This is a genomic window from Acetomicrobium sp. (assembly GCF_059026225.1).
In genome coordinates this window covers 142,346-162,500 of record NZ_JBWQOQ010000008.1, presented here as the reverse complement: position 1 = coordinate 162,500, position 20,155 = coordinate 142,346, and the positions used below count along the sequence as shown (strand labels likewise).

Genomic DNA, 20,155 nt, shown 5'->3' with positions numbered 1-20,155 from the left:
ACAGCCATTGAGGAGAATAAAGTCTCACGTTGCTACCTCCCAGTATCTTAATCTTTCTTGCTGGTTCTTTTAATTCTCCTGCAGCGAAAAGGGCAGCATTTTTGCCAGCCCTCTCTCCTTCTTTGCTCACCCAATCAACGAGATCGTAGACGATAACAACATTGCCAGCAGCAAATATCTTTGGCTTTGAGGTCTGCAAAAGTTCATTAACATAAGGCCCTTGAGTAACCGGATTTATCGCAACACCAGCCATTCTGGAAAGTTCGTTCTCGGGAATAAGGCCTACTGCCAAAAGCAGCGTATCGCAACCTACAAGACGCTCAGTTCCTACAATGGGTTTGCGATTCATGTCAACCTTTGCAACAGTTACTCCTTCTAGCCTATCCTTTCCATGGATCTCCACAACGGTTTCTTCCAAATGAAAGGGAATGCCATAATCATCCAAACACTGGGCTATGTTGCGCCTAAGCCCACCCGGCCACGGCATGATCTCGTAAACACCCAATACTTCTGCCCCTTCCCATATCATCCTCCTTGCCATTATGAGCCCAACGTCGCCTGAACCCAAAATGACAACTTTATTCCCAGGCATGTAACCTTCCATGTTGACCAATCTTTGAGCCGTACCGGCAGTGTATATCCCGGCAGGCCTTGTCCCAGGTATGCCTAAAGCACCTAAAGGCCTTTCTCGACATCCCATCGCCAAAACCACGGATTTAGGCGTCACCTTTTTGATGCCAAGCGAAGGGTTCATTATCCAAAAAGAACCATCGTCTTCCATGTGAAACACCATACTGTTCATCAAAAACTCCACACCGACTTCCCGAGCCTTGCTAATCCATCGGTGCATGTACTCGGGCCCGGTCAATTCCTCGCCAAATATATGCAATCCAAATCCTGGATGTATACATTGCTGTAATATACCGCCAAGATCCCAGTCTCTCTCGAATATGACAACCCTTTCGGCACCAGCCTTTTTTGCACCTACGCCTGCTGCTATTCCAGCAGGACCGGCACCAATAACCGCTACGTCTACGGTAATATCACTCATAATCTGCCCTCCCTAAACCAATACTCCTTGGTTTTCCCCACTAACATCCTCGAATGACCGCCGTGTCTCGTGACCTCTTCCCTCGGGATGTTAAGTTCTCGAGCCAGTATATCTATAACCCTGGGTCCGCAGAAACCGCCTTGACATCTTCCTGCTCCCGCGCGTGTCCATATTTTCACAGCTGCAACGGTCCGAGCCCCTCTTCTTATGGCTTCTATGACTTGGCCTTCTGTCACGCTTTCGCACCTACACACTATTTGAGCATATCTTGGATCTTCTTTAGCCAAATCAGACCTTTCTTCCATCGAGAGATAGGCAAACCTGGGAATATGCCTACGCTCCGGTACAAACTTTCTGTTAGGCTTAAACTCGACTAAATCCTTCAACTCATTTTTCATTCTTTCAACTATATGCTGTGCAATGGCAGGGGCGGAGGTAAATCCAGGAGATTTAATTCCAGCAACGTTGACGAAGCCATGAGGTTTCTTTAAGATTCCTATGACGAAATCACCCGTATCAGGATCTGCCCTCAATCCGGCAAAAGTTGTTATAGCCATATTAATTGGAATTGGTGGGATGAGTCGCCTTGCCCCTTCAATAACCTGATCTAATCCCTCCGCAGTTGTTGCAGTTTTATTTCTATCTACTTGAAATATAGATGTGGGGCCCATTAGCAAGTTATGGTCAGTTGTACTGGCTACGGTTATGCCCTTACCAGCTTCGGAAGGACATGCAAAAAAGAAACTTTTAACCAGATTTCCGACATATTTGTCAGAGATAAAATAGTCTCCTCTCCTTGGGTGTATGATAAAACTATCGTCACCTACCATGTGTGCTACCTCGTCTGAATGCACCCCAGCTGCGTTTATGACTATAGGACTTAAAAACATTCCCCGATTCGTTTTAACACCAACGACCTGTCTTTTATCCTGAGAAAGGATCACATCCAACATTTCTGTCTCCAAAAACAATTCCACTCCGTTTTGCTGCGCATTATCCATGAAAGCAAGTACAGCTTCAAAATTGTTAATGGTACAACCAGTGGGAGCCCAGAGGGCTGCGATGATTCCCCTTGATGCATTAGGTTCACGCGACCGCAGTTCATCACCACTTATTATCTCTACCGAAGGAACCCCATTCTTCTTGCCTTGCTCAAGCAGCAACTCCAGATGAGCTATCTCATCCTTGTCTAAGGCACAAACATAAGAGCCAACTTCATTAAGCGTGAAGTCAAGTTCTTCGCGCAAATTCCTGTATATCAGGTTGCCCTTCGGACAAAACTTAGCTTTAAAAGAACCTGGTTCGTCGTCGTAACCTGCATGAACCATGCCACTATTTGCCCTTGAAGCACCTGAAGGTAATTCCGACGCTTTATCAAGAACGGCTACTTTAATATCATAACGGGACAACTCGCGGGCAACTGTGGAACCTACAATTCCACCACCAATCACGATCACATCGTAATAACGGGTACTCACAAAATCACCTCCAAAAACTTTATAGCCCGTAAAACAATTTAAAAAGGGAGAAAGGTACAACCTTAAGTGCACCTCTCTCCCTCTCATGCACATCACATAAAATTTCTTAGGTCTTCGCCAAGTTCTAAGTCAACAGTTTAAATTAATCTATCCATCCTTTAGCCCTTTCGATCGCCTTTTTCCAGCCCCTGTACATCTCATCCCTCGTTTCTGTGCACATGGCGGGTTCAAATCGTTTATCAACCTTCCAGTGGCGTCTCAATTCATCCAAGCTTGTCCAAAACCCCGTAGCAAGACCAGCTGCGTAAGCAGCTCCAAGAGCCGTTGTCTCGTTAATCTTGGGACGCACGACAGGCACACCTAGAAGATCGGCTTGCAACTGCATAAGAAGATTATTACGAACTGCGCCGCCATCAACTTTTAGCTCTGTCAGAGGTACCCCCGAATCGGCCTCCATTGCCTTTTGGACATCTAAAGTTTGATAACAGATGCACTCTAGGGTGGCTCTAATTATATGCTCTTTTCTAATATAGCGAGTTAATCCAACAATACAACCCCTTGCCCTCATGTCCCAATAGGGAGCAAACAGCCCTGAAAAGGCTGGAACGAAGTATATTCCTCCTGCATCTTCGACCTTGCTAGCAAACCATTCGGAATCAGCCGCATCATCGAATAACCTTAAGTTATCGCGCAACCACTGTATAGCAGCTCCAGTAATTGCCATAGATCCTTCAAGGGCATAAACTGCTTTGCCTTCCTCGAGCCCGTATGCGACGGTTGTTAGCAATCCGCTTTTTGAAAGAGTAGGCGTTTCGCCTATGTTCAATAGCATGAAGTTTCCCGTACCATATGTATTTTTAGCCTCTCCAGGATCGAAACACACTTGACCAAAAACGGCCGCCTGTTGATCGCCTAAATCTCCTGCTACTGGGATGCTTGCTTTAAATGCTCCATTTGACGTAGTATGGCCGTAAACACAGCTACTGGGTCTAATTTGAGGCAGCATGGATTTTGGAATTTCTAGGAAGTCCAATATTTCTTCGTCCCATTCTAACTTTTCAATGTTCATGAGCATTGTCCTAGATGCATTGGACACATCAGTGACGTGAACTCCACCATTCGGGCCTCCCGTTAAATTCCAAATGACCCAAGTATCGATATTGCCAAACAAAAGCTCACCCTTTTGAGCCCTTTCCTTCACACCGGGGACATTGTCTAATATCCACTTAATCTTAGGTCCAGAAAAATAAGTGCTTATGACGAGCCCCGTCTTTCGGTTAACCCATTCGTTTGCACCAGATTCTTTTTCCCATTCTAGGCAAAAATCTTGAGTTCTCATGCATTGCCATACAATAGCGTTGTAGACAGGCTTACCCGTATCCTTATCCCATACAATCGTGGTTTCCCTTTGGTTTGTTACGCCAACGGCTGCAATCTCGTTAGGATCTATGTTGCCCTTTTCTAAAGCACCTCGGATGACGTCCTGAGTACGTGACCAGATCTCCATAGGATCATGTTCTACCCACCCAGGCTGAGGATAAATTTGCTCATGCTCCATTTGGCTACTGGACACCGGATTGCCTTCCTTATCGAATATCATGCACCTCGTACTCGTCGTCCCCTGGTCAATGGCCGCCACGTATTTTTTTGCCATTCTTATCTCCTCCTTGTTTTTGTTCTTAATTAACAAGTTTTTTGAGCAAGTGGGCGCTCTCTGCCACTTGCATAACCTTTTCTTTTGGGGAACCAGTACTAGCTTCTACAGCTGCCATCATGGTTCCTTCCAAAACAGGGGCATCGGCGATAACTACCTTGCTTTTCTGTTCATCTGCCAAAAATCCTAAAGCAGCTTTGGTAGACAAAACAGCGCTTCCCAAATCAGGAATGACCACGACGCCTTCGCATTCATTTAGGAGTTCGCTCAACGCGGCGTAAATGTCAGCAATAGAAGTTCCAATTTCTCCTTCCTCATTTCCTCCTACCCCTACTACTTTGACTTTTTCGCCAGCCATCTGAGATGCTATTTCTGCAATACCTTTCGCAGCCTTAGCGCTGTGACATACTACAAGAATTCCAATCATGACCTCAATTCTCCAAAGCCTCATAAAAGGCCTTTAAGATTAAATAACTGGATGTCGCTCCCGGATCTTGATGCCCGGCCGACCTTTCACCCAAATAGCTTGCTCGTCCTTTTTTTGCCACCAACGGTATAGTATCCTTCATCCCCTTTTCAGCCATTGCTAAAGCCTTTGCCAACCCATCTTTTAAAGATGATCCTTCCTTTGCGGCCGTTTCTAAAGCGTCTATGGCGGGGATGAGAGCATCGACCATAGTCTTGTCTCCCGGCTGGGCCTTGCCCAAGGCTATCACTCCATTTAACCCTTCGCGAAAGGCTTGGGCCAATAATGTAAGATCAGCTTCTTTATGACCGGCAAGCTTCATTGAAGCCCTCATGAAAAATGTACCGTAAAGAGGTCCCGCCGCTCCACCAACGGTACTCATTAAACTCATGGCCACGTCTTTGAAAATTGATCCAATATCGAAGTACTGATTGTTCCGCACCTTTTCTATTGCTTTTGAAAATCCCCTGTTCATGTTGATGCCATGATCGGCGTCCCCAATCGCAGAATCAAGCTCTGTTAGATAGTCTTTATTTGCCTCAATTATGTCTTTTATGCGTTCCAATATTGCGATGGTTGTATTGACATCTAACTTCTCATTGTCCAACTTATTACATCCCCCATCTAAGTCCCGGAGTACAAACAGGAGCATCCCATAACCTTTTCATTTCATCGTCAAGGCGTAAAAGGGTTATTGAACAGCCCTGCATCTCAAGGCTAGTAATGTAATCTCCAACCAAACTTCTAGCGATTTTAATGCCTTTCTTACCAAGGAAATCGCTCAGATCGTTATAGACTATATAAAGTTCAGATAGAGGGGTCCCTCCCATACCGTTCACAAAAGCCAAAACTTCATCTCCGGCTTTAAAGGGCAAGTCTTCTACTATAGCACTTGTTAACATCTCTACTATTTCTCTAGCAGGTTTAATTTTCATACGATGTCTTCCCGGTTCTCCATGAATTCCAATTCCTATTTCCATTTCATCGGGGCCAAGTTCAAACGTGGGCTTTCCTGCTGCCGGGACAGTACAAGGAGAAAGAGCCATGCCCATCGAGCGTACATTAGCGTTCACATGCTCGCACATCCTCTTGACTTCTTCCAGCGTTCCGCCTTCCTCAGCCTTCGCACCAACTATTTTCTCAGCCAGGACAGTTCCTCCTACGCCACGTCGACCAGCAGTATAAAGAGAATCCTCTACGGCAACATCATCATTGATGACTACCTGTTCCACATGTATACCTTCGGCAGCCAACATGTCTGCGGCCATCTGAAAGTTCATGATGTCCCCTGTATAATTCTTAACTATAAAAAGAATGCCCTTCCCTCCATCGACGACCTTTGCAGCCTCATACATCTGGTCCGGAGTAGGAGAAGTAAAGACTTCGCCGGGACAAGCCGCATCCAGCATGCCAAACCCAACATACCCTCCATGCATGGGCTCGTGTCCGCTGCCACCACCCGAGATTACAGCAACTTTTTCCCGGGGAGAGTCTGCCCTTAACACTGCCCTTACCGACGGATGTAATTTCACCATGTCAGCATGAGCCTTAGCAAGACCACTAAGTGATTCTGCAACTACTTTTTCAACATCATTGATGAGTTTCTTCATCTTTCCCTACACCCCCTCATTCATAGTAACATTCTACTAATTTAGCATATAATAAAAGAGAAAGCACGTGGCGGCAACTGTCACCAGGGCTTTCTCTTTTATTCTCCCTGCCCAAGAAATTTTTGTGTCGCAAATTTTTATTTGGTCGTTATCGTTCCCACAAGCTTTTTTCGCTGGTTGAGACCGCCAAAACTCCCCTTGAAAGTATTTCGTTTACTTGTTCCATTGTTTTTATCAAACCTCCTGCGATTAAAGGAGATGGTATTTCTTTCAGGATGGCATCATCGACAGAAATCATTGAAATGCCTGGGAGCACTTCAACAAAATCTGGATTCACGCTGTAGGCTAACTGTTTGCCTTTTCTAAAGGCTTGAGAATCCAGCAAAAAGATTCGCAATATGGTTAGTAAATGTAAATCCCTGGCATTTTCAATAACACTTTTATGAGTACTTATCAAGCCATCAGGATTAACTTCACGAACTAAGAATCTTATTCCCGAGGGATCGGTTTTTAACCCTTCTACTAGGTCTGCATGGACAAATACGATATGGCCTCTTTTTTTTAATTCATCAACAACACTTCTTAAGGATTCGATCGAGGACTCGAGGACAAAAACGCACTTTGGCGCTATCTTCAGCGCTGCATCGACATCTTTACTGGACCTCAAAGCGGGAATTATTGAATTTTTCCTTAGCAAATTCTTCAAATCGCTTTGTCCAACCACAGGAATTCGCAACCCCTTTAATATTTTTCACTATTTATCAAGGCTTGCATTTGCTTGACTTCCTGTAATCTATTCTACCAGGTACAGCGCCAGCGTACAACTAAAAATGTAATTTAATTGTACGCTTTATCAAGAAATGGCGATCAAATTCCCCATTTCCTTCGCGCTTTTGCCATAGAGCATCATTTCATTAGCGCCATCCACTGCATCCCGGAAACCCCAGCAGGCAAAAATGACTTCTGATAAGGAAAGTAAACACCTGGTGCGTAAATCTCCCCACAAGGGCATACTCAAGCTCAGCCATGTATATAAGGATTGAGCTTCAAAGGCTTCTTTAAAATGATAAATATACCGCAAAAGGTACGAGTCTACGCCTTTGATGACTGTAGGATTGCTTTTACTGAGCTCAAAATGTCTCAATTGATCTGTCATAAAGCCACTTTCTTCCCACTCGTGTAAAGTTGATTCATCTGGAAGTTTTGATAAAGAAAACCACATCGGGGGAGGAGGAATGTAAGAGGGATCTAAAACATCAATAGCTCTAGATAACCATATTTTCATGCGAGTTACGGATTCAGTCATATTCCAATGCAAAGCCCATCTTAGTCCCCAATAAGCAGTTTCCAGTGTGATATCTTTAACGCAGCTATCTAGAGTATTCATATAATAAGGCTTTATAATTTCGCTCTTTTTGGTTGTTGTTGCAGTTCGTTTACGCATAATACTATGCAGAACGGAAATAGTCATCTCATGATCCCCGGGCGGTTCTAAAAGCTCGAGCAATCCTTTACGCAACATGTTGACCGATTCTTTCGTCAGTAGAATTCTCCCAAGCAAGCCCATGTCAAAAACTTTCGCTTTATTATGACATAATGTAACTTCGTTCCATTGATAGCTTCCCATTTTACCCCAATGCCATACTTCGTAACTCCCGCAAAAAGCGCTTCCGATTAAAACTCTATTAAAGGGCATAAAGAGCACAACAAGGGGGAGAATTCCACTGGGATACCTGCCACAGAGCTACTATCAGGCAATCTTGCTATCTCTCCTGAGGACATTAATTCATATAAGCGCATATTGCGCTTCACCCCCTCTATCTCCCATTATAAGTTTACCCTTAGATTGCCCCAGAAACAAGTCCTGGCTTAATGTTAATAATGCTTATAGGATAAATTTAAGACCTCCATCGCCTATGAAGCCACAACCACTGTTCGGGATGTTTCTTGACAAAACATTCCAATAACTCGTTAAACATCTCGGTCATCTTTTTTATAGCATCGTCCCTTGATAAATCGCAAAGTGGCTCTATGGGAGGCAGAACCAATACCTCATGCTTAAAGGGGGCAACTCTATAGGAAACAATGGGGACAACAGGGGCCTTCACTAGCAGACTTAATGCGGCCGGCCCCCCAACTGTGCTGGCCACTTTGCCCATAAAAGAAACATTGATCCCATCTTTCCCTCCATCTTGATCGGCCAAGATTCCAATAAACTTTCCTTGTTTTAATAACTTAGCACCCCTCAACAATAATCTCTTTTTAGGTATGGTTTCCACGCCTAACATTCCTCTATAGCTCGCTAATAACTCAGAAATATGCACATTGTCGGGATCACGAACTCCCGCAACTAAAGGATATCCCCTGTAAATTAACCAGGCTGCCAAAAGTTCCCAATTTCCCATGTGACCAGTGAGCAATACTACCCCTTTTCCAGTTTCCGTCATGCTCTTTAAATACTCTTCACCCTCTACCCTAGTCACCCATTCCGATACTGCTGATGGATTTTTGGTTAAGGCAAGAAACTCCATTACGGACAAAGCTAGATGATAATAAAGCTTTCTTAAAACCTCTTTCCTCCATGCAGGGCTGCTATCGGGATAAGCTATCTTTAAATTCATCAAGGCAACTTCTTTGCGAATTCCAACAAGACGGGCCATATTATACAATAGACATGTTAATATGTTGGCTCTTATGCCTGGCTTTACAAGGAGATGCGCTCCTTTTATAAGGCTGGCCGTTACGCTCATTTTATTTTTTCCCCTTATTTCTAGATATTACCCCTACTATAATATACTACAAATAAAGCAGGAAGCTGGCTTCCTGCTTTATTTGCTGCTTCAACTCATATTGTCGCTTAATTAGGGCATCGCCATGCCAAGAAACTTCAATCAGTCGCCACCATTACCTCGGATGCCTTAATCACAGCATAGGCATCCATCCCTTCTTTTAGCCCCAGTCTTTCTGCCGAGGTCTTGGTAATAATCGAAACTATTTGCTGTCCTCCGGGCAATTCCAACGTAATCTCAGAATTAACAGCACCATGAACGACCTTTATAACTTTTCCCTTTAACACGTTCCTTGCACTTATTTTCATCGAATGTCACCTCTTTTATCAAGAACTAATACATTTGATTAAATGATACCTCTTCTTCCCAAGTTTTAACAACATATATTTTCCGTACAGAAATTCATTGTTGTGAACTTCATAATTTTCATCAACCACTTTCTCGCCATTTATCGCAACACCGCCGCTACGGATTAACCTGCGTGCCTCACTCTTACTGGAACAAACACCCACTTTTACCATCACATCAATGAGGGAAGCAGGAATTCCAGTAATATATCCACTTGGAACCTCCCGGCCTATTTCCTCCAAAAGCTCCAAAGTAAGATCATCAAGAGTATATGATTCTCCGAAAAGTATTTCGCTAACTTTTTTAACCCTTTTTACGATTTCATCGCCATGTACAACACGGGTTACTTCGTAAGCTAACTTCTTTTGAGCCAGGCGCAGCTCCGGACACTTGTTGTGCTCGTTCATTATCCCCTCTATCTCGCCAAGCGGGAGAAAAGTAAAAAGCTTTAGAAATTTAGACACATCGCGATCATCTGCATTTATCCAGAATTGATAAAACTTATATGGCGTAGTGCGCGTTGGCGAAAGCCAAACTGTCCCTTCTTCAGTTTTGCCAAATTTTTGCCCCGAGGCAGTTAAAAGCAACGGGTATGTAAGTCCATAGGCTTTGGCTCCAAGTTTCTTACGAATGAGATCTATGCCGGCAATTATGTTGACCTGTTGATCATTTCCACCCATTTGTAGCGCACAGTTTTCATTTTGATATAAATGGCAGAAATCATAGGCTTGTAAGAGTATGTATGAAAATTCTGTGTATGTAATGGATTTATCAGGATCTTCAATCCTACTTTTGACGTAATCGCGGGCAATCATAAAATTAACGGTGAAATGTTTTCCAATATCCCTTAAAAATTCAAGCAATCCTAATTTAGATAACCAGGTATAGTTATTAATGATCTTGGCAGACGACGCCCCGCAATCGAAATCCAAGAAGTGTTCAATCTGTTTTTTTATTGAGTCCATATTGCGCTCAACTTGCTCTAAGGTCAAAAGCTGTCTTTCTTTGGTCTTTCCAGAAGGGTCGCCGATCAAGCCCGTGCCTCCACCCGCCACGGCTATGGGTCGATGTCCAGCACGTTGCAGCCATGCTAAACCCATTATTGGAACTAGATGTCCAACGTGAAGGCTATCTGCAGTAGGGTCGAACCCTATATATCCAGAGGTAAGTCTGGTCCTAAAAACGCGGGATAATTCATCAGGATCGCTACACCATTCTACAAATCCTCTTTCCTGCAAAATTTGGAATAAATCCCTTTCCATTGATATTCCTCCTGAAATACGTAATATTTTTAAAGTCTATTTATACAATTCGTATAAAATGCCACCCATATAAAATACAACAAATGACAGTCATTGCATCTAATTATTGTCCATATACGTTTAAATTATTATACTGCCAAACTATCTCACCATTACTAAGATTATGTATTCCAATAAATAAGTGACCTGCGTTCCTTAGCTCATCTGCAACTTTAAATAACTTCCCAAATTTCTTATCGAACGGCATGCCTTCAGACACCTCAGAGTTGAACATGTCACCTATAATATCCCCTATAGAAAGAATTCTTTCAATATCGTTAGCCACGGAGCCGAAATCTATATCGACCCAAAGAAGAAACTCCCGCTCCACAATTTCAGGAAAAGCTTCTTCCAAGGAAACTCCGCTTGAGAGACTCTCCTTCGAAATAAGGCCAATCAAAGTCAATTCGTCGCTAGAAACTGCTATCAGGGATATCGGCAGCTCAATGGCCCCTCCACTTTCATAACCTGCTATAGAACTTCTGTTAATTGATAAACTTTTAAGCCTGTTTCGCCATATATCGCTCACTATGGTTTTGCCAATCTCTCCTCTATTGGGAAATTGAAGAAGTATCCCTGGCAAAGAAAAGGAAAACACATCAGCTTTCCCTCCAACTGTTAGGATCATTTGGCCCTTCAAAAACTCCAGCATTTTTTCGTTTGTTTGACCAAACGCGTTAGCAAGTAGAGGTACGCTTTCCATAAGCTCGGGGGTATCGACCATAGTGACCCCCAAAGACAAAGATCGCTGAGTTGGCAATACATATTTCCCAACCCATTTTTGCGGTTGAAATAACTTTATTTCTTCGTCAGAAAATATTCCTTCTATCCCCTCTATCATCCATTCTGCTTGAAGCTTTTCGTTATCCGAAAACCAAGCCAACTCTACCCCCGAAGGAATATTCTCAAAACCATTAAAGGATACGACTCCAGATGGCATGTGACATGTCAAATGACCGGGCCAATCTTTTTGTATGCGCCAACAAGGAAAAGATGGCTTTCTTTTATCAGTTATGTTTTGTTCCATGAGGTTTAGATCATCGATTGAAGTGGAGATAAAAAGAACATTTTCACTGATAGTCATCCACAAAGAAAAATCATGTGACACATCGACTTTGAAGCGACCTTCTACAAGTTCATAGCTTATATCAGGAAAGGGCTTCTTCCAATTTGGAGGCAGATCGCCTGAGGCAACTGATAGAATCGTATCTTCTTCGGGTTCGATCGCCAAATAGAACTTTCTTTCCAAAGGAAATGCAATGAAAGCAGTGTTTTTTGAATCCTCAAGAATAGTTAAAAACATGCTAATAAATCTGAAGTCAAATCTATCGAAGAACGGAAACGCAAGAAGAACTTTATTTAAAGAAACAAAATTCCTCATTTGTAATAAAGTAGGACTTTCGTCTACATACAATATATAAAATGACCCTTCGTCAGGAACCGGCAGTGCACCAACTAAGCTTTTTTTCGTTACTGGCTTACCCAAAAAAAACAGTCCTGATATCAAAATGGCCAATGCAACCATACAAGAGAACCAAAAGACAAGGGTGTTTTTTAATCTCTTATTCTGCAAAGAACTTCCCTCCTCAGTTAAAAATATAATACATCATAATAGCTTACAAGGATTCCTTGCCGTTATTATTCAGGACAATTTATAAAAATTCAGCAGCCACTTTAGTATCCAGCAAAGCGCGACTAAAGGCTGACCAAAACGTGCTTGCTAGTTTTAGTTTAATTTACAATAATAGAATAACAGTATTAGAATAACACTAGGCAAGATACCTTTCATGATAACTCGTATAAATATATCATTTTGCCGATGACATCACCACCATGATAAAAACGTTAGGAGCGATGAACAATGACGACCGTCTTGGGCCTTTTTTTCATTTTTTTCGCTAGGATGGCGGACGTTTCGATGGGGACTTTCCGCATTCTATTATTGGTTCGAGGCATGAAATTAAGAGCTGCTTTGATTGGTTTTTGCGAAGTAAGTATATACATAATTGCCCTTTCCGTCGTCTTGGGAGGGGGAAAATTAAGCCCTCCCGAGATAGTCTTTTATGCCGGCGGATTCGCAGCGGGCAATTATCTTGGGGCGTTCCTTGAGGAAAAGTTGCTCTCAGGATATGCGCTGGTCGAAGTGATAACCGAAAGCAGTCCCTTGTTATCAGAAAAAGTTGACACCTTAAGGGAAGCTGGATATGGCACCACCGTTCTTTCTGGCAGAGGAAAGAACGGTGAGAGGATGATCCTCAAAATCGTTTGTGAAAGAAAAAAAATCAGCGATGTCTTGGGCAAGGTAAAGGGATTAGGTTTCGTTTACATTTCAGATGTTAAAAGCGTCTCGGGGGGTTTCTTCTCCACTAATAAGGGGAAATGAGACCTTGCAAGTGATCGTTGTTCCTTTTTCTAAAGAGGACGACTGTACGTCAATTTTTCCCTTAATCATGCGCATTCTCTCTACCATGTTGGCAATCCCCCTGTGCCCTTTCACTCTTAAAGCCTCTACATCCCCTTCAAATTCAAACCCACTGCCATCATCTTCAATTTGAAGCACAATAAATTCTCCATCATATGAAACTTTAACCCAAACATTTTTCGCACAACCATGTTTCACCGCATTATTAATTGCCTCTTGTGCTATCCTAAAGAAGGCAAGAATTATGTCTTTGCTCACTTCTGGCAGTTCACTCGCCTCTAAATAAATCTTAACTCCATATGTGCGAGCAAGTCGATCGGTCAGCTCCGTTAAAGCTTGTACTAATCCCAAGTCTAGCCAAGGCGGTGAAAGCGTATCGCATAATACACGCAACTCCCTTACGGCAGCAACGGCACTTTCTTCGGCTATTTCTATATATTTTTCTGCTCTTTCGTTCCAGCTCTCTTGCTTCAACAGCAAGATTCTCTGTAACAACGCCGTAACGTCCTGGAGGGGGCCGTCATGTATCTCTCTAGCTAGTTTTGTTCTTTCTTCTTCTTGAACCCTAACTAAATCCGAAACATATCTCTGCCTAAGCTCCTCTCTTTCTCTGGCGGTTTGAGCTAACTGGTACAAAACTTTCCTGAGTCTCCGAAGTTCCCATACGGCAGGTGGGTCATCAGGTTTAGGAAGATCTTTCCCCCACTTCAAAGTACTCACTTCAGACTCCAGCGAAAGTAAAGGCATTATGAGCCATCGCCAAAAGGCCCACACCGCGCACATCCCGGCTATGGCCAAGAGCCCAACAGCAGCAGGCCACAAATGAGAAAAGCGTACCATTGGCCCCAATAATTGCGACCATGCTACAGCAGAAATCACATACCATCCTTGCGACGTAGGAATCGCTGCAATCGTATAGGTATCGCCAAAAGGACCTTCCACCAATGTCGTCCTTCCCACAGGAATGCCTCCCTGCCAAATTTGCGGCAATACATCTTGCGCCCGCGAAGATGCAGCTAGCAAATTTCCGCTTTCATCTACCAGAGCAACCCATCCCGGCAATGAGATATCCAAGACAAAGGAATCAAGTACTCTCGGCGGTGTCATCATCTGGGCACGATGCATAAAACGCGGCCTGTCCACTCGCATGGCCACTGATTGTGCCAAGTCCAACACGTAAGATTCAGCTATCTTTTTCATGGCCCTTTCATGTTCAACAACTCCCCACCCAGTAACAATCAGGATTGCAAGGGAAGGGATTAATACCAACAACGTAAGAATCAAGAGCAAATGTCTTCTCATTATTCCAGCAATTCCTCCAAAGTTACTACACCATATTTTAAAGCCAGAAGCAGAGCTTCAGTTTTGTTGCGCGCTCCCAACTTATCGTATATTGATGCCAAGTGCGTTTGCACGGTCCTTTCGCTTATATAGAGCTTCGAAGCTATTTCCTTGCTCGATTCTCCTCTTCCGGCCAATAATAAGACTTCCCTTTCCCGTGGAGAAAGTTGTTCGGGGCTAAAGCCTGGTTCCTCGACAGCCAAAGCAACTTCCTTGTCCAGGTATACCCCTTGCGATGCCACTATCTTTATAGCTCGCAAAAGCTCATCTGGCGACGCGGTCTTTAGAATATAACCCTTTGCCCCTGCCCTCAAAGAGGCTAATACGTATTGTTGGGCATCATAGGAAGTTAGCATTAGACAAGCTACATTCAATCCCTCCTGCCTTACCCGACGAACCAAAGACACGCCATCGATACCAGGCATTCGAATGTCGATAAGTGCAACATCAGGAAGTTGTTCTTTTATCACTTCCCAAGCGCTCTCACCGTCAGAAGCTTCTCCTACTAGCTTGATATCTTCTTTTCCTTCCAAATAAGACTTAAATCCCTCTCGTGTCAAGGGATGATCATCAGCTAATACGACCTTTATGACCATTTTGATTCGCCTCCAATATAACAATATTATCCTGTCTATCGTCTTCCTCTACACTAGTATTTTAACTATAATCCTTCAGCTTAATTACGCAAAGATGCTTATTATTGTCACCGTGCTGGTTTCTGGTGTATCATAACTTTTGTTTAAAGGAGGTGGAATTTTGTTAAACTCAAAGAAAATACTCATATGCATCTCATTGGCCTTGATCGTCATTTCACTTTACTTGGGAGTGGAGTTACATAATTTAAAGGACAAACTTGCCTCGCTCGAAAGGGAACATCAAAAAATGCACTTAACGATTCCTCCTTCTCCCTCTTGGCCAGAGGGAATTGCGAAGGAAGAGATGATTGATCAGCTTGCCAAGCGCTCTGACATCTTTCCATGGCAAGGTGTGCTCGGAGGAACTATGGGGATTTACGATCAAAATTTAGTTTGGTTCATCGGCCCTTCGTGGTGCCTCGCTTACATAGAAGACGGACACATTGGCGGTTATATTTTATTGCGATATGAGATCACACCTCGCGGGATCGAGTGGCAATTATTGGATAGCGAGCAAATTTAATTTACGTGGCGCTAGCTAACATATACACTACCCGCTAACCTACAAAATTAGCCCCAAAGCAGGATGTTAACATCATCAGTGTTTAACCAGCCTAATTCTACCCGCCTCAACCTCTATACGCTTTGGAAAAAGGGACGCAAAATCAGAATCATGTGTTATGACCCCAACGAATGCTTCCCTGCCTAAATCATCAAATAAGTCTAACATCATTTCTAAATTCTCGTCATCTAGCATGGCCAGGCCCTCATCGATAAATAGAACTTGTTTAAAACCAACTTTATTGGCCAAATGTCTGAGCATTAGAAGGGCTACTATCGCTCTTTCTCCTCCCGATAAACTCGCAGCATCCCGCTTAAATCCATTGACTACCGCATAAAGCTTTCCGCTTTCCGCCGTCAATGAAAAACCCTTGGATAAAAGACTCTCGTTAACGGCACCAAGTAGCTCTTTAAGTATGGTATCGCTTAAAAATCGAACAAAATTCTTTCCATCGGAGTATCTCTGAAGTTTTAAGGCAACATCATATGCCTGGTCAAGACATTCGTAGCGTTCCCTTGTTGACTTCATCTCTTTTTCCAATTCTTTCCTCTGTCGTAAATCGTACTTTAGCTTGCTCATAGCGTCTTTGAGGGCTTCTTTGTCCACCTCGAGCTTTCTTTTCCGGTCCAGCAACACGCTCGAATCTGGAATATTATCTGAGACTTCAGACCTAAAACATTGAAGTTCCTCTTGAGCTCGGTACAACAAACCCCGCAACCACTCGAGGTGGTTTTGTGCTTTTTCAACATCTACTTGCCTACAAGGAGTCAAATCGGGACAGTGCACCAATGTACGTTTGTCTTCATGGCTTAACTGATACTTCATACATATCGTTTTAAAGAGGCTTGCGGCCTCTTTAAGTTTTTTATTCGCACTTTCGCATTCCCATCTAATTTTGGCCAATTCAACTTCCATCACATGTTTTCTCTCGGTAAGATGGTTAATCTCTAAGTTCAGCGCATCGCCATTGTTTCTTATCATTTCCATTTCTTTTAATAAATTTTCCCTTTGCCCGCATGCTTTAATGATATCATTTGGCGAATGCCCATTAAGTTTTTGTTTTAGCTGAAATAAGAAGGCTTTAATTTCTTGAAAGTCGCTTGAGCTTTTTTCAAAGGCACCTGATAACTTTTGCCTCTTATATTCAAGCATCTTTATGTGCTCTTCTAAATCGTTTAGAGCAGTTTCGATTTCGCCGTTAAAAAGTTCGGCTACAACTATATCGTTGCCCAAGGAGTCAATCTCTCTCCTTAACCGTCGACCTTCTTTTAAAAGCACCAGGGATTTATTTTGAGCGTTAGCCCATTCAGAGAAAGCTTGACCTAAATCAGAGGAAATTAATGCTTTGGCCAGATCAACGGCACCTCTGCCCTTGAAACGATCAAAATCAACAATGCCATCGGGCGCTAATTGCTTAATCCAGTCGATCAATCTGCTTCTTATTTGTTCAAGGGCAACCGCCATAATACGGGCAGTGCGCTTATGGTCACATATTATCTCAGATAAATCCTTCTTGAGTTTCTGGTAAATTAAGGCTTGGTGTAGTCTCAAGGCATCATCAAGAGCTTTTCTGTTTTTTTCTATATCTTCATTAAGAATTTTAATCTCTTCTTCACACTTCTTTAAGCGTTCACTTAAATCTATACACTTATACGCAACATCTCGATATACGATAGTGCTATTTAATTTTTGAATTTTAATATATAAATTTCTGTAACTATTTCTTAACAGATCTATCTTATTTAATTTTGGCTTTAAAATCTCCTCGATAGCATTAATATTGGCTTTAATTTGCCTTTCTTCTTTGCGAAGGTCACCATAATCTTTGGAAATAGCAATGAGTTTTTTTAAAGCTTGCTGTGCATCATAGAGCCTGAGATTGTCATAAAGCCGCTTAGAAGTAATGCTGGCTTCCTCTCGCTCCATTTCGAGTTGGGCTACCCGTAATTCAAGCTCCTCAAGTTTTTCTCTTTTTTCATCGCCTCCTCATTCGAGGCAATCTCGTTTTCCAGTAGTTCCAATTTATCTTTTAAGTTTCTCAATTCCTCATTTATTCCCTCAAAAGGTGGTAACTTTGCAAGGAAATCTGAAATTTGAGATAGATTTCCCTTAATATTCTCAATTTCAGCAGACGCATCCTCTACCACCTTACGAACCCTCTCCTGAAGCTTGCTTTCGCTCTCCAAACCCAAGGAAGCAACCAAAATTTGCCATCTCTCTCCAGGAGAAACATCCACAAATTTAGTGACCATTCCTTGAGGAACAAACACGGTAGATATAAAAGCATCACGCAATCTACCCAAAGTTGTATCTTCAATGCTTCCAATGAAAGGCGAAAGCACCTTCGCGATTCCTTCATTTACTTCTCTAACGGTAGAGGCTAAAGATGTCCAATCCTCCTCAACGTATTTTTCCAAGAGCGCCTCCTGTTGCCCCTTGGGAGCCTTAAACTTTCTCGTCACTTTATACTTAAAATCGCCCTTGGCAAAGGTGCAAACGACGTAGCCCTCTGATGCACCTATTCTGATAATATTTTGGTTACTGACGGTCCTTACAGGGGTAGTAGAGCCAAAAAGAGCCAACACCAAGGAATCGAGGATCGAGCTTTTCCCCGCTCCATTCGGGCCAACTATAGCTACAGCTCCTGGTTCAAAATCAATAAAGGCCTCTTTTAAACCAAGAATATTTCTTACGCTTAACTCTAAAAGTCTCATTCTTGCTCGCCCATTTCAAAATAAAACTTTAATTCTTGCCATATGGTTGAGGGGTCCTTCCCTAACAACAAACTTTCGCCAACAGTTTTCAAAATTTGCTTTGTTACATCGTCCTCTTCTTGGCATTCTATATAGCGTTTCCATAGAGCGACTACATCAAAAGGATCTTGAGTCGAACTGGTAATGGGGGTAAAACCTTCATTGATCGAGACAACAACTATCCGCTCATCAACCAAAAAACGAAATTTTTCCAGCAACTGTGACGCTGGCAAAGACGATCGATCTAAAATAACTCTGATGTATGCATCTTGCGAAACAGATTCAACCGATTCTTTTAATCGCGCTGATGCTTCTGCTTCGTCTTCATATTGCAGGGTGACTAGCGGCCTGCCCTCCAAAGGAATATCTAGCACATTTGCTTTTTCATCAATGACATACACTCCAAGATGATTATCTTCTTCTGTAAAATCCAAACGAAGGGGTGAACCAACGTAATACACCGGTACATCTCTGTCCATGATCCTTCCGTGTCTATGGATATGTCCACATATCGTTTTATCGACCTTTAAGTCTTTCAAAATATCCTCTGGAAGAGTAACTTCCGAAAGACCCGGGACAGTCTCGTCTAACGCCATATGGGCGAAACACAGACGAACCCCTCCTTCGGGCGCTGAATCCCATTGTGATTCGAGGAATTCTTTTAATTCTTTCCCCTTTGGTAAATTATGCTTGCGCAAATAAGGCACTAAAAATACCATAAAGTCATCAAGTCTTAGAAAGGTTACCTCATCCACGAAGATAAACCTTCCATCGTCTTGAAAAAGCTCCCAAACTTTAATTCCACTCCAATCATGGTTTCCCTTGAGCATATACACAAAGGGCTTGGAATTAAGATTTAAAATCTTAGAAAAAAATTCAGCTACTGGCGTTACAATATCTTCGCCAGGATATCTAAAGCTATGAAAAACGTCTCCGAGCACAAACAAAGCACCAATATCAAAGTCCATAGCAACATCGTATATTTGAGATAGTGCAAACAAAATTTCCTCTTTTCTATCAACTCCCCACGTACGTGCCCCGGCATGCAAATCAGCACAAACGAGGATCCTCAAGCTTGTCCCAACCCCAATTCTCGTTCAATGGGTTGCAATGCCTGAATAACATGTTCAATTAATTCCTTCAAAGGCATGTTAAGCATCTCTGCTCCTTTTTCGATAATTTCTCTGTTTACCCCTTTAGCAAAGGCTTTGTCCTTCCATTTTTTCACGACCGATTTTGCCGTAAGATCTGAAAGCGAACGGCTTGGCCTAACCAAAGCCACCGCAATGATAAACCCTGTAAGTTCATCAATAGTATAAATGACCTTTTCCATCAAAGAAGTAGGCTCAACACCTGTTATGTCCCATGCATGGGCCAGCACTCCACGTATCACTTCTTCGGGATATCCTGCTTCCTCTAACCATTCCACTCCCTTTTTTGGATGCTCCTCAGGACATTCCTCCCAGTCCAGATCGTGGACCAATCCCACTATACCCCATAGATTTTCGTCTTCACCATAATATCTTGCAAAATACCTCATAGCCGCTTCTACAGCTAGAGCGTGCTTAACATGACTTTCGTCACGATTATGGGAGGTGAGCAGTTCGTAAGCCCGCTCTCTCGAAAGCTCGGTCATCACTAACTCCCCTTTCTATAGTCAATAAATTTAAATTGATTCAAATGAAATATGTTACTTTTGATTAGCCCTGGAGGAATAACTTGAACGACAGTTCATTGCAGAGCCT

Annotated in this window: 20 protein-coding genes (1 of these 20 only partly in view); 2 read left to right on the top strand and 18 right to left on the bottom strand. The window is 42.8% G+C overall.

Annotated features, from left to right (window positions below; translation table 11 throughout):
- From AC5SXE_RS10535 to AC5SXE_RS10480, 12 genes are all read right to left on the bottom strand, one after another.
- Nucleotides 1-1,051, bottom strand: the 5' portion of a protein-coding gene (locus AC5SXE_RS10535; protein WP_303883232.1) for an NAD(P)/FAD-dependent oxidoreductase. Its footprint begins 203 nt before the window's first position; the window shows 1,051 of its 1,254 coding nt (coding positions 1-1,051); its start codon is at nucleotides 1,049-1,051; the stop codon falls past the left edge of the window.
- The gene (locus AC5SXE_RS10530) at nucleotides 1,048-2,529 is read right to left on the bottom strand and encodes an NAD(P)/FAD-dependent oxidoreductase (protein WP_323721846.1); all 1,482 of its coding nucleotides are present in this window, start codon (nucleotides 2,527-2,529) and stop codon (nucleotides 1,048-1,050) included. Before AC5SXE_RS10530 ends, AC5SXE_RS10535 begins: the two co-directional genes overlap by 4 nt.
- Nucleotides 2,530-2,671: 142 nt before the next feature.
- Nucleotides 2,672-4,183, bottom strand: a complete 1,512-nt coding sequence (gene glpK / locus AC5SXE_RS10525; protein WP_323721845.1) for a glycerol kinase GlpK — start codon at nucleotides 4,181-4,183, stop codon at nucleotides 2,672-2,674.
- A gap of 25 nt (nucleotides 4,184-4,208) precedes the next feature.
- A complete protein-coding gene (gene dhaM / locus AC5SXE_RS10520) occupies nucleotides 4,209-4,610 on the bottom strand; it encodes a dihydroxyacetone kinase phosphoryl donor subunit DhaM (protein WP_493917363.1) in 402 nt (133 codons plus the stop codon).
- 4 nt (nucleotides 4,611-4,614) lie between these two features.
- Nucleotides 4,615-5,256 carry a dihydroxyacetone kinase subunit DhaL gene (dhaL, locus tag AC5SXE_RS10515; RefSeq protein ID WP_310847849.1) on the bottom strand — a complete coding sequence of 214 codons (642 nt, stop codon included), beginning with the start codon at nucleotides 5,254-5,256 and terminating at the stop codon, nucleotides 4,615-4,617.
- Between the two features lie 4 nt (nucleotides 5,257-5,260).
- On the bottom strand, nucleotides 5,261-6,259 hold the full coding sequence (gene dhaK / locus AC5SXE_RS10510) for a dihydroxyacetone kinase subunit DhaK (RefSeq protein ID WP_310847851.1): 999 nt from the start codon (nucleotides 6,257-6,259) through the stop codon (nucleotides 5,261-5,263).
- 148 nt (nucleotides 6,260-6,407) lie between these two features.
- Nucleotides 6,408-6,983, bottom strand: coding sequence for a glycerol-3-phosphate responsive antiterminator (locus AC5SXE_RS10505; RefSeq protein ID WP_303882097.1), 576 nt, complete (start codon nucleotides 6,981-6,983; stop codon nucleotides 6,408-6,410).
- 129 nt (nucleotides 6,984-7,112) lie between these two features.
- Nucleotides 7,113-7,886: a hypothetical protein gene (locus tag AC5SXE_RS10500; protein WP_493917362.1), complete on the bottom strand. Its 774-nt coding sequence runs from the start codon at nucleotides 7,884-7,886 to the stop codon at nucleotides 7,113-7,115.
- Nucleotides 7,887-8,157: 271 nt separating this feature from the next.
- Complete coding sequence (locus AC5SXE_RS10495; RefSeq protein WP_303882099.1) at nucleotides 8,158-9,009, bottom strand: lysophospholipid acyltransferase family protein; 852 nt, start codon at nucleotides 9,007-9,009, stop codon at nucleotides 8,158-8,160.
- 137 nt (nucleotides 9,010-9,146) lie between these two features.
- Nucleotides 9,147-9,356, bottom strand: coding sequence for a TOBE domain-containing protein (locus AC5SXE_RS10490; RefSeq protein WP_303882100.1), 210 nt, complete (start codon nucleotides 9,354-9,356; stop codon nucleotides 9,147-9,149).
- An 18-nt stretch (nucleotides 9,357-9,374) separates the two neighbouring features.
- Entirely contained in the window at nucleotides 9,375-10,658 is a 1,284-nt protein-coding gene (gene tyrS, locus AC5SXE_RS10485) for a tyrosine--tRNA ligase (RefSeq protein ID WP_303882101.1), read from the bottom strand.
- Between the two features lie 103 nt (nucleotides 10,659-10,761).
- Nucleotides 10,762-12,270, bottom strand: coding sequence for a hypothetical protein (locus tag AC5SXE_RS10480; RefSeq protein WP_303882102.1), 1,509 nt, complete (start codon nucleotides 12,268-12,270; stop codon nucleotides 10,762-10,764).
- 288 nt (nucleotides 12,271-12,558) lie between these two features.
- Between AC5SXE_RS10480 and AC5SXE_RS10475 the strand changes: the two genes are divergently transcribed.
- A complete protein-coding gene (locus AC5SXE_RS10475; protein WP_310847855.1) occupies nucleotides 12,559-13,080 on the top strand; it encodes a DUF2179 domain-containing protein in 522 nt (173 codons plus the stop codon).
- Here the strand turns inward: AC5SXE_RS10475 and AC5SXE_RS10470 are convergent.
- Together AC5SXE_RS10470 and AC5SXE_RS10465 are read right to left on the bottom strand one after the other, a co-directional pair.
- Entirely contained in the window at nucleotides 13,027-14,421 is a 1,395-nt protein-coding gene (locus AC5SXE_RS10470; protein ID WP_433913040.1) for an ATP-binding protein, read from the bottom strand. The two genes, AC5SXE_RS10475 and AC5SXE_RS10470, sit on opposite strands and share 54 nt — an antisense overlap.
- On the bottom strand, nucleotides 14,421-15,056 hold the full coding sequence (locus tag AC5SXE_RS10465; protein WP_303882107.1) for a response regulator transcription factor: 636 nt from the start codon (nucleotides 15,054-15,056) through the stop codon (nucleotides 14,421-14,423). The genes AC5SXE_RS10470 and AC5SXE_RS10465 overlap by 1 nt, the downstream gene beginning before the upstream one ends.
- A gap of 160 nt (nucleotides 15,057-15,216) precedes the next feature.
- On the opposite strand from AC5SXE_RS10465, the gene AC5SXE_RS10460 reads away from it, so the two are divergent.
- Nucleotides 15,217-15,618 (top strand): hypothetical protein, encoded by a 402-nt coding sequence (locus AC5SXE_RS10460; protein ID WP_433913039.1) that lies wholly within the window; start codon nucleotides 15,217-15,219, stop codon nucleotides 15,616-15,618.
- Between the two features lie 75 nt (nucleotides 15,619-15,693).
- On the opposite strand, the gene AC5SXE_RS10455 is transcribed toward AC5SXE_RS10460, so the two are convergent.
- From AC5SXE_RS10455 to AC5SXE_RS10440, 4 genes are read right to left on the bottom strand one after another with little or no spacing between them, the layout of a single operon-like run.
- On the bottom strand, nucleotides 15,694-17,583 hold the full coding sequence (locus AC5SXE_RS10455) for an AAA family ATPase (RefSeq protein ID WP_493917361.1): 1,890 nt from the start codon (nucleotides 17,581-17,583) through the stop codon (nucleotides 15,694-15,696).
- An 11-nt stretch (nucleotides 17,584-17,594) separates the two neighbouring features.
- Nucleotides 17,595-18,371, bottom strand: coding sequence for an AAA family ATPase (locus tag AC5SXE_RS10450; RefSeq protein ID WP_493917360.1), 777 nt, complete (start codon nucleotides 18,369-18,371; stop codon nucleotides 17,595-17,597).
- Nucleotides 18,368-19,483: a metallophosphoesterase family protein gene (locus AC5SXE_RS10445; RefSeq protein ID WP_493917359.1), complete on the bottom strand. Its 1,116-nt coding sequence runs from the start codon at nucleotides 19,481-19,483 to the stop codon at nucleotides 18,368-18,370. The genes AC5SXE_RS10450 and AC5SXE_RS10445 overlap by 4 nt, the downstream gene beginning before the upstream one ends.
- Nucleotides 19,480-20,046, bottom strand: coding sequence for an HDIG domain-containing metalloprotein (locus AC5SXE_RS10440; RefSeq protein ID WP_493917358.1), 567 nt, complete (start codon nucleotides 20,044-20,046; stop codon nucleotides 19,480-19,482). Before AC5SXE_RS10440 ends, AC5SXE_RS10445 begins: the two co-directional genes overlap by 4 nt.
- Nucleotides 20,047-20,155 lie beyond the last annotated feature (109 nt).